Source organism: Pseudomonas sp. O230 (assembly GCF_045447035.1).
In the GTDB taxonomy this organism is placed as follows: Bacteria; Pseudomonadota; Gammaproteobacteria; order Pseudomonadales; family Pseudomonadaceae; genus Aquipseudomonas.
On sequence record NZ_JBJGXN010000008.1, the window covers coordinates 422,179 to 431,367 of the forward strand.

At 59.2% G+C, this 9,189-nt stretch carries 4 protein-coding genes, 1 rRNA gene and 2 pseudogenes; 5 read left to right on the forward strand and 2 right to left on the reverse strand.

Going from position 1 to position 9,189, the window contains the following annotated elements; genetic code table 11:
* Positions 1–3,417, forward strand: a complete 3,417-nt coding sequence (locus tag ACI77H_RS19870; RefSeq protein ID WP_407013409.1) for an amino acid adenylation domain-containing protein — start codon at positions 1–3, stop codon at positions 3,415–3,417.
* A gap of 22 nt (positions 3,418–3,439) precedes the next feature.
* A complete protein-coding gene (locus ACI77H_RS19875) occupies positions 3,440–3,925 on the forward strand; it encodes an SRPBCC family protein (RefSeq protein WP_407013410.1) in 486 nt (161 codons plus the stop codon).
* A 118-nt stretch (positions 3,926–4,043) separates the two neighbouring features.
* On the opposite strand, the gene ACI77H_RS19880 is transcribed toward ACI77H_RS19875, so the two are convergent.
* A complete protein-coding gene (locus tag ACI77H_RS19880) occupies positions 4,044–5,924 on the reverse strand; it encodes a methyl-accepting chemotaxis protein (protein ID WP_407013411.1) in 1,881 nt (626 codons plus the stop codon).
* A gap of 311 nt (positions 5,925–6,235) precedes the next feature.
* Here ACI77H_RS19880 and ACI77H_RS19885 point away from each other — a divergent pair, with 311 nt between their 5' ends.
* The 3 genes and pseudogenes from ACI77H_RS19885 to ACI77H_RS19895 form a co-directional block, all read left to right on the forward strand.
* On the forward strand, positions 6,236–6,670 hold the full coding sequence (locus ACI77H_RS19885; protein ID WP_407013412.1) for a sigma factor-like helix-turn-helix DNA-binding protein: 435 nt from the start codon (positions 6,236–6,238) through the stop codon (positions 6,668–6,670).
* Positions 6,670–7,674, forward strand: a pseudogene (locus tag ACI77H_RS19890) (FecR domain-containing protein); the annotation flags it as partial. The gene ACI77H_RS19885 and the pseudogene ACI77H_RS19890, both read left to right, overlap by 1 nt.
* Before the next feature lie 6 nt (positions 7,675–7,680).
* Positions 7,681–8,799, forward strand: a pseudogene (locus tag ACI77H_RS19895) (TonB-dependent siderophore receptor); the annotation flags it as partial.
* A 159-nt stretch (positions 8,800–8,958) separates the two neighbouring features.
* Here ACI77H_RS19895 and rrf read toward each other — a convergent pair.
* Positions 8,959–9,074 (reverse strand): 5S ribosomal RNA (gene rrf / locus ACI77H_RS19900).
* Between the last annotated feature and the right edge of the window lie 115 nt (positions 9,075–9,189).

The window sequence follows — 9,189 nt, forward strand, 5'->3', positions numbered from 1 at the left end:
ATGAGACGTCTCGACATTCTGCTCATCGGGCAGAGCCAGGCCCAGACCGACCTGGCGCTGGAGCTCGAACAACACGGTCATTCACTGACGCGGCTTGAGGAGGTTGGTCAGCCTGCGGGGGGCACGTTCGATCTGCTGATCGACGACACAAGCCTGCCGTTTGCGGACTTCGGCGCGACATCGCGACTGACGCTGCAACTGGGCATCGACGTGCCGCAGGCTTCAGGCCTTCCGTCGTTGGACCTGCTGTGTTTACACGGTTCGACACTGCTCACGCGCGTGCCGATTGCCGACGAACCTTCGGGCAACGGCCAGGCATTGCGCCTACGGGCGGTGGCGGAACTGGTGGACCATGTAGCACTGCTGGTCAGTCGCTTCTCGCGGGACGCCGACTATTTTCTACTGGCCGAGCCAGCGACCCCGGCGCCTTTCAAGCAGGTGGAAAGTCTGCGATTTCTGGAGCACCTGGCCTTCATCCATCGGCTCAATTCCACTGCTGATCCTCGGTTGCTGCAACTCGCTCAGGTGCCGATGATCGAGCGGCTTGAACAGCGCTTCATGCAGTCCGCCGAAAGACCCGCGCTAAACCTTGCCGGCACGTCCCTCAGCTATCGGCAACTGCATGCTCACAGCCGCGCCATCCAGCAGCGTTTGCAGCCGATGCTCGAACAACTCGACGGGCCGTGGGTGATCGGCATTTGCCTGCCGAAATGCAGCGCGTTGTACGCGGGGATTCTGGCGATTCTCGGCAGCGGCGCGGTGTATCTGCCGCTGGAACCGAGCCATCCGCTGCAACGTCAGCACTACATTCTGTCGAATGCCGGCGCCGTGTTGCTGCTGCACGACGGGCAGCATCCACTGGCGTGCGAGATGCCCAGTCTGGACATCAGCGCCATCGACATCGACGGCGTGGATCTCGACCAACCGTTGATGCGCCAGCGCCCGGACCTCGATGCGCCGTGCATGGCGCTCTACACCTCCGGCACCACCGGCCGTCCCAAAGGGGTATTGCTCAGCCAGGCCAACCTCGCGCACTTCACCGCGTGGTACGCCGACTATGTGCAACTGACCGAGCAGAGCCGCGCGTTGCAGTTTTCGTCGTTGAGTTTCGACTCGTCGCTGATCGATATTTTCCCGACGCTGTTGCAGGGCGCCGAACTGATCGTGCCCAGCGATGACCAACGCCGTGATCCGCTGCAACTGGTGGAGCTGATCCGCCACCAACGTTTGAGCCACGCGTTTTTGCCGCCGGCCTTGTTGAGTATTCTGCCGCTGGAGCAGTTGCAGGTGCTCGATCACGTGATGACCGGTGGCGATGTGTGCGAACCCTATGTCATCGAGCAGCTCACCCAGCAGGGCAACCTCTACAACCTCTACGGCCCGACCGAAGCCACGGTGCTGATCACTGCGCGGCAATTGCGCGCTGGCGACAGCAATCGCACCCTTGGCGCGCCGATTGCCAACAGTCAGGTGCTGATTCTCGACGAGGACTTTCAGCCGGTGGCCGAACAGACCGTCGGCGAGTTGTACATCGTCGGACCGGGCGTGTGCCTGGGATATCTGAACAATCCGCAGCAGACCGCCGAGCGCTATTTGAACGTCAGCCTGCCGAGCGGTGAGCGCCTGCGGGCCTACCGCACCGGCGACATGGCGAAGTGGACCGGCGCCGGCATCGAGCTGTGCGGACGCCGGGACAATCAGGTGAAGATTCGCGGCTTTCGGGTCGAGCCTGAGGAGATCGAACGTTGCCTGCGCGACAGTCAGCTGTACCGCCAGGTGGCCGTGGTCATCGACAGCCAACGGCGGATTCTGGCGTTCCTCGCCCAGCCTCAGGAAGAGCAACCGGGCGCTGCCCGTGAAGCGCTGAAAGCGCACGCCACTCAGTTTCTACCGGACTACATGCAACCCACGGCCTGGACCGAACTGGCGAGCATGCCGTTCGCCAGCAACGGCAAGACCGATCGCCAGGCGCTGCTGAGTCTGCCCGTCAGCCTCGCCGAAAACAGCGAGCGACGCTTGCCGGCCAGTGCCGATGAAGCGCTGCTGCTGGAGATCTGGGCCGAGCTGCTGGAACTGCCGGCCAGCGACATTTCCACCGATGAAAGTTTCTTCAATCTCGGCGGCCACTCGATCCTGCTGTCGCGCATGCTGTTGCGCCTGCGTGAAGAGTTCGGGCGCAGCATCTCGATCAACCGCTTCATCGAACTGCCGACGATTACCAAACTGGCGACGCTGGTGCGCGGCTCCGGCACTGAAGAGGTGTTGAGCGAACAGGCCATGGCGGATGCCTTCCGCGAACTGGATATCGAGCCGTTGCCCGTCAGCCGCATGGGCGATGTGCACAAGGTAATCGTCACCGGCGCCAACAGTTTTGTCGGTGTGCATATTGTCGAGGCATTGTTGGCGTGGGGCGCCAGCGAAGTGGCGTGTCTGGTGCGCGATGGCGGCGGGCAATCGGCGGCGGAACGCTTTGCTCATGCACTGCGGGAAAACCGTCTGGAGCATCTGGATTTGAGCCGGGTGCGGGTTTACGCGGCGGACATCACACAGCCCTCGCTGGGGCTCGCGGTGGAGGTTTATGAGCGCCTGGATCGCGAGTACGGCGCGCTGGTGCACAACGCCGCCAACGTCAATCACGTGCTGGATTACGAGTCGCTGGCGCGGGACAACGTCGAGCCGATTTTCGAGTGCCTGCGTCTGTGCGAAGGACGCAGTAAAAAAATCTTCAATTTCGTCTCGACGCTGTCGGCATCAAGCACCATTTCTGCTGACGGCCGGGTGCTCGAATTGCCCGCCGCGCAGACCCCGCCGATCTACATCAAGAACGGCTACAACCTGTCCAAGTGGGTCGGCGAACGAATCCTGGAAAGGGCTCGGGAGCGCGGGGTTCGGGTCAATCTGTACCGTCCCGGCAACATCAGCTTCAACAGCCTGAGCGGCGTTTGCCAGCCGCATAAAAACCGTTTGATGCTGATGCTCAAAGGCTCGATCCAGCTCGGTCAGGTGCCGGAATTCGCCCTGAATTTCGACCTGATGCCGGTGGATTTCCTCGCCCGTTTCATCGCCTTCCACGCCAGCCGATATGCAGCGGAAAAAGCAGTGTTCAACCTGCACAACCCCGAACCGCTGAGTTGGGACGATTACGTCGCGTCCTTCCGTGAGGCGGGGCGGGAATTTTCCATGGTCAGCGTCGCCGACTGGCAGCAGCAATTGGGCCGGGTCGACAGCGACAACGCACTGTTCGGCGTGCTCGGTTTTTACCTCAACGGTTTCGAAGAAGACATCGGCGACATCTCGATGATCGGCCATGACAACGCTCAGGCCGGCGTGCGGCAGATGGGTGCGCACTACCCGGAAAAATCCCCGGCGCTGCTGCGTCGCGGCTGCGATTACCTCAAACAAATCAACTTCATCTGACTCACTCAAGCGGAGCAAAACCATGAAAAACCTGCAACCCGATACCCTGGTCAAAAACCCTCAAGGCTGCCACGTCGTGTCTTCAGTGGACGTGCCGGCGCAGGCCGTAAAAGTCTGGGCGGTGGTCGGCAACTTTGCCGGCTTCGATCAGTTCATCCCGGCGTTGTCGCACATCGAGATGACCGGCGAAGGCGTGTCATCGCTGCGCAAGAAATTCTTCAAGGACGGCAACCTGGTGGTCGAGCAACTCAACTCGCGGGATGCCCAGGCGCGGAGCATGACCTGGACCACGATTTACAACACCTTGGGCGTGGCCAATTTGTGGGCGGCGATGACGGTTGAAGCGCTGGGTGAGGGCAAGTCCCGGGCGACGTGGACCATCATCGCCGAACCGGCCCAGGGCGGTGCCGAGGCGCTGCCAGGGTTCAAGGATTTTGTGCAGGGGTTTGCCGATGATGCGATGAATAATGTGCTGAAGTTGTTTATTTATAACTCAGCCTGTTGGTGATTGAGCCATCGCTTTCGCGGGCAAGCCCGCTCCGACAGTATCCCGGCTGGACACAAACTTTGTGTTCGCCAAAAAATCCTGTGGGAACGGGCTTGCCCGCGATTGAACGATAACGCGGTCAGATCTTGAAGCTATCAACCAACTGCTTCAACCGATTCGCCTGCAACGACAACGCATCGCAATCCTTCAACGTTTCATTGAGGTTGGCCACGCTCTGCTGGTTCAGCAGATTGATCTGGTTGACGTCGACGTTGAGCGTTTCCACCACCGCAGTCTGTTCTTCGGTTGCCGCGGCCACCGACTGGTTCATGCCATCGATTTCGCCGATGCGCTGAGTCACGCTGACCAGGCGCAAGCCCGCCTGGTTCGCCACCTCGACGCTCTGTTCGCTGGAAGCCTGACTGGCGTTCATAGTGGTCACCGCTTCACGCGAGCCGATCTGCAACGACGTGATCATCTTGTGAATCTCTTCCGCCGACTCCTGCGTGCGATGCGCCAGATTGCGCACCTCGTCCGCCACCACCGCAAAACCACGACCGGCCTCACCGGCGCGGGCCGCTTCGATGGCGGCGTTGAGCGCTAACAAGTTGGTCTGCTGGGAGATGCCTTTGATCACATCGAGAATGTGCCCGATGTTATCGGTGCTCGCGTTCAGGGTTTCGATCTGCGTGCACGACAGGCTGATTTTCTGCGACAGCTCGGTCATCGCCAGAATGGTTTTTTCCACCACCTGACGACCGTCGTCCGCCTGCTCGCTCGCGCCGCTGGCGTGCTGCGAGGCATCAGCGGCGTTGCGAGCGATTTCCTGGGTGGCGGCACCCAATTGGTTGATCGCCGCCGCCACACTGTTGGTGCGCGCACTTTGCTCGTCGGAGCCGACAATCGACGCGTTGGACGATGCCATCACCCGTTGCGACAGGTCATGGACCTGACGCGTGGCTGAGGACACTTCGGAAATCGACGCGTGAATTCGCTCCACGAATTGGTTGAAGGAACCGCCCAGTTCGCCGAATTCGTCTTTGCTTTCCACGGACAGACGACGGGTCAGGTCGCCTTCGCCCTGCGCAATGTCCTGCATCGCGCGGCCCATGGTGGTCAGTGGACGCATCAGCACGTTGATCAGCAGGCTCAGCAGCACCGCAATGACGGCGACAGCGATAAACATCGCGATCAACGCCGAGGTGCGGAATTGGCTCAATGGTGCGTAGGCCTTGTCCTTATCAATCGACAGACCGATGAACCACGCCGCATTCGGCAAACCGTTCACCGGAGTGAACGAGAGGATGCGTTCCTGGTTGTTCAGGGTGACTTGCTGATTACCCTTCTCGATTCGCAGGCCGGCGTTGGGGTAGATGTCCTTCAGGTTCTTCATGACCTGGTCTTTGTCCGGGCTGACGATCACCTGGCCGTCGGCACTGACCAGAAACGCATGGCCAATCCCGCCGAAGTCCACCGAGTTGATGATCTTCACCAGGGTTTCCAGACTCAGGTCACCGCCGACCACGCCAAGCAATTCACCGTTCTTTTTCACCGGCATGGCGATGGTCACGACCAGGCCACCGACGGCGGCCATGTAAGGCGGGGTCAGCATGGTTTTGTCAGCGGTAACCGCTTGCTTGTACCAGGGACGCTGACGCGGATCGTAGCCGTCCGGCATCTTCGCGTCCGGGCGCTGAGTGAACACGCCATTGGTCTGGCCGACGTACGTGAACTGGAAGTTCGAGGTGAAGGCCGGTTGATCAACCAGACCCGGCAGATCGGCGTTGGCGCCTTGATGAGCGACGTTTTGCGCGAGGTTTTCCAGCACCAGCACGCGGCCGCTCATCCAGTTCTGCACGCTACTGGCGGTCAAGTCACCGGCCTGTTGCACAGAGGATTCGAGGTTTTGCCGAATGGTATTTCGCTGCAGATAGTCGTTGTACAAAGTGAACAACGCAAAAGCCAGCACCACGACGCCGGAGGCGGCCAACAGGATTTTATGGCTGAACTTGAGATTCATTTCATGGGACTTCTATGCAGAAAGTGGGGATGCGTTCCGGGTTGCAACATTCCATGTACAGCTCAAGCGGCTTCTACGGCCGCTCTACTTTGGTGCACGCATGTCTCACCAGTCTGTCGGCACAAACGGGATAAAGCTTAGGAACATGTACGAAATGGCCGACATTTCCGTCAGATACCCGCTGAAAGGCGTGCTAGAGCGCCTGAGTAGCATTTGGGTGATGACGGTTGTTCGAGCGGCTGTTGCACATTCCCCGACCATTGATAACAATGCGACTTATTATCATTTGTAACGTTGGGACTGCTGCGTTCATGTCCTCACCTGAGTTTGCAGTACAGGCGCTTTACGGTAGCAATTACGGTTGGCTCAACACGTGGCTGCGCGCCCGACTGGGCAATGCGGCCGATGCGACGGATCTGGCCCAGGACACCTTTGTGCGTCTGCTGCAAAAAACCGAACGCCTGGAACTCAAGGCCCTTTGCGCGTTTCTGCGCACCATCGCCCATTTGCCCGAGGCCGAAACGCCGAGCGCTGAAGCCCGCGCGTTGGTGATTGAGTTGCTGGAAAGCATCGCGCGCATGCTGGAAGGACTGAAGCCGAAAGTGCGTCAGGCAGTTCTGCTGGCGCAGTGCGAAGGGCTCACTCACAAACAGATCGCCGAGCAGATGGGCTTGTCCCTGCGTTCGGTGGAGCGCTATGTCGCCAATGCGCTCTATCACTGTTACCTGCTGCGGTACGAAACATGATGCCTGTGGATAATCCATCACTCGGTCGGCGTGGCGAACCTCATCAACAAGTGGTCAAACAAGCCATCCACTGGCTGCTGCGCTTGCGTAACAACGCGAGCAATTCCAGGCTGCGTCAGCAATGCGATGTCTGGCGGGCCGAACATCAGGAACATGAACTGGCCTGGCAGCGGGTGCAGTCCCTGCACGCCGAGCTAAGCAACAATCTGCGTGCGGTACCCGGCGCCCACGTCGCTTTCAACACGCTGGAAAACAGTGCTCAAGGACTGGGCAGGCGCCAGGCCTTGAAACTGTTGTCGGGCGCATTGCTGATGGGATCGGCAGCCTGGCTGGGCAGGGACCTGACGGGCTGGCAACAGTGGACTACGGATTTCGCCACCGCTACGGGCGAGCGCCGTGGTTTCCAGTTGCCAGATGGCACGCGACTGGAGCTGAACACCGCCACGGCGGTGGATCTGGACTACACCGCGCACCAGCGTCTGATCAAATTGCCCGGTGGCGAAATCATCGTGACGTGCGGCGGCGTCGATGAAGGATCTTCGCTGGATCGACCGCTACACGTGCACAGTCGCCACGGTGTGTACGAGGGCATGGCCGCACGTTTTATCCTTCGCCAGGAAGCCGACTGCACGCGGCTCAGCGTGACCAGAGGCATGGTCGCGATTCATTCGCCGCTGCCGGCCGATGGCGTACCGACTCAGGTGCAAGCAGGTCAGAGTTATGTGATTGATCACCAAAGGGCGCGCTTGGCCCCACCGCAGGACATGGACGTCGGCGCCTGGGTCGACGGCCTGATCGTCACCCGCAACATGCGTCTTGGCGATTTCCTGCAGGAGGTCGGACGCTACCGCCATGGTTATCTGACGTGCGCAGCAGATATTGCCGACTTGCGACTGTCCGGCGTCTTCCGGCTGGAGGACACCGAAAAACTGCTGGCAATCCTTCCACGAACCTTACCGGTACAACTGCGCTACCGCACCCGATGGTGGGTGACGCTGGAGCGGCAGGTCAACGCACTCGGCAGCATGGATGGCTACAACGTGACGCACAGCCAGATCGCCACCAAAACCAGCACCGCGCTGCTGGAAACATCGCAAAGTGTGTCGGTAGTGACTCGCGAGCAAAGGGACGACCAAGGCTCACAAACCGTCTCCCAGGCGATGCGCTACACCCCCGGCGTATTGACCAACCCCTACGACGCAACCTATCGCTACGACTACGTGGCGATGCGCGGTTTCAATGACGGCTCGGTGGAAAACATCTACCTCGATGGTCTCAAATCCATGGGTGACAGCGGCACCTTCAGCACCATGCAAGTGAACCCGTATTTCCTCGAGCGCGTGGATATTTTCAAAGGGCCGTCGTCGGTGCTGTACGGCCGTAGTTCGCCTGGCGGCCTCGTGTCGTTGACCAGCAAGAAGCCGCTCTACGAGGCCTATCATCAGGTTCAAGCCACGGTGGGTACGCAAGGGCAACGGGGGGTGGGTTTCGACTTCAGCGGCCCAGTAAATGATGACAAACACATTGCCTATCGCCTGACAGGTTTGGTGGATCAGTCCGACACACAGTTCGACCACAACAAGGAAAAGCGCTTCGCGTTGGCACCGACGGCAAGCATCTATTTCACCGAAGATACTTCGCTGACCGTTCAAGCCTATCTGCAACACGATACAGATGGCGGTTATGACGACGGCGTTCCGGCCGACGGAACGATTCATCAACGCAATGGCAGTCGTATCTCCCGCCACTTCTTCGAGGGAGAGCCGGGTATCGACGGTTACCGCCGTGATCAACAGTCCTTCGGGTATCAGTTCGAGCACCGTTTCAATGATGCTTTCACCGCACGGTAGAATTTGCGCTACCTCGACTCCAAGGTGAAAATCGATCAAGTGTATGCCTATGGCTGGACTACACCGACCAGCAATGAGTTGAACCGCTATTACACCGGCGGTGACGAAAAGCTCCACGCACTCATCGTCGATAATATGCTGCAAGCGGAGTTCTTCACCGGAACGACCAAGCACACCGTGTTGATGGGGGCGGACTATCAGCGCCGCAAAACCGTGGTCGACTGGAACAGCGGCGGACTTGCGCCGATTGATGCGTTTAATCCGGTGTACGGCAATTCGGACAGTTACCAGTTCTAAATACCCGACCTATAAAAAAGCCAGCCCTTGATTTCCAAGGGCTGGCTTTTTTGTTTCTCCGAGACGGCCAGTCGGGCTTTTATCAAGCCCAAAACGACAAAACCCCTGTCTGCGTTAGCAGACAGGGGTTTCGGAGTTCAATCTTGACGATGACCTACTCTCACATGGGGAAACCCCACACTACCATCGGCGATGCATCGTTTCACTGCTGAGTTCGGGATGGGATCAGGTGGTTCCAATGCTCTATGGTCGTCAAGAAATTCTGTGACCAGACCGTTACATCGTAACGTGCCAGCAAAATTGGTGACTTCTACTAAAACAAAACCCCTACCTGCATACGCAGATAGGGGTTTCGGAATTTAATCTTGACGA